Annotated in this window: 1 protein-coding gene and 1 pseudogene; both read right to left on the minus strand. The window is 74.9% G+C overall.

The window, feature by feature from the left end; translation table 11 throughout:
* Nucleotides 1–248 (minus strand): hypothetical protein (locus ABZT49_RS21275; protein ID WP_355288735.1); only part of this gene is annotated, 248 nt, incomplete at its 3' end.
* A gap of 7 nt (nucleotides 249–255) precedes the next feature.
* Nucleotides 256–1,425: pseudogene (locus ABZT49_RS21280) on the minus strand (hypothetical protein); the annotation flags it as partial.

The raw sequence follows: 1,425 nt of genomic DNA on the forward strand, positions 1-1,425 counted from the left end.
GCCGCCTCCGCCAGGGCCGCGTCCCGCCCGGCCAGCGCCGCCGCGTCGATCCCCGCCAGCACCGTCGAGAGCGGGAACCCCGCTCCTTCCGCCTGCGCCGGCGTCAGCGCCCCGCTCGCCACGAACTGCGCCTCGGCCGACCCCGGCGGCGTCACCCGCTGGCCGAGCACCACGTGCCAGGCCGGCGGCTCGGCCGACCCCGCCGGCCGGCCGCGATACAGGAACTCGTACAGGTAGGCCTCGCTCATCGTGCCCTCACGCCGCGACCGGGCTGTCGTCCGACAGCCGTCGCCAGTTGCCGTTGGAGTAGTACGCCCGCACGCCGGTGCCGGAGCCCGCCGCCTCGCCCACCTTGCGGCCGTTCGAGACGTAGATGGCCGCCCCGGTCACCCCCGCCGGCAGCGTCGCCACCGTGTAGAGGCCCGGGCGGATCGGGCCGCCCGCCGTCACGGCACCGCCGGCGGTGACGGCCCCCGCGAAGGTCGCGGCCTGGGCCTGATCGAGGCGCAGGGCTTCCGCGGCCGTGCCGCCGTTCAGGGTCGAGAAGATGAGGCCGCCGCCCACGCCCTGCGTCAGGTAGCCGGAGACGTCGCCGCCATAGCCGCCCCCCTTCTCCAGCCGCAGGGTCGTCCGGCCCGTGCCGGTCGCGAAGTTGCCGCTGCTCTGGAGGCGCATGAGCTGGGCATCCGCGGTCTCCGACGTCGAGACGTAGACGGTCTCGAAGGTCGCGTTGCTGCCCCGGAGCGAGCCGTAGAAGTAACCGCTGTCGGCGATGAGCGGGCCGCTGAAGTTCGACGCCCGCGTCGTGCCGTCGATCGACAGCACGTTGGCGATGAAGGTATCCGCGTCGGTGCGCGACTGGATGATGAGATTGCCGCGGTACCCCATGATCGACAGGCGCTTGCGGTCGGTCGGGGCATTCGTGTCGTTCAGGAGGATCTCCGGACCGTCGCGGGAGATGATCGCCCGCGACACGGCGATCCCCGCATGGGTGGGGGTGTCCGCCGTGCCGAGCCCGAGCGCCGTCGCCCCCTGCGCGGCGGTGCCGGTGAGGACGCTGCGGCCGGTGGCGCTGGCATTGATGATGTCGGCCGCCGCCGGGCCGGCGAGCGGCTTGCCGGAGGCGCGCACGTAGTCCCGCACCGTCCAGTTGCCGGACGCGTCCGAGGTCGCCAGCGCGGTGTCCCCGGCGGCGGTCACGAGGCTGGCGCCGCCCGGCAGCGCCAGGCTCGCGGCAGTGTGGGTGAGGGTGCAGGCCCCGGTGAAGCGCAGGAGGCGCAGCCGGTTCGGGGCGGTGCCGAAGCTGGTGAGGGTGCCGGAGCCGGTGAGCGCGACCTTGAGGGCGGGGAGCGCCCCGAGGTCGACCGTGGCGGCGACCGGGGCGGAAGCCTCCGCGGCGGTGAGGTCGAGGCCGCCGGTCGCGCG

This window comes from Methylobacterium sp. EM32 (assembly GCF_040593685.1).
In the GTDB taxonomy this organism is placed as follows: domain Bacteria; phylum Pseudomonadota; class Alphaproteobacteria; order Rhizobiales; family Beijerinckiaceae; genus Methylobacterium.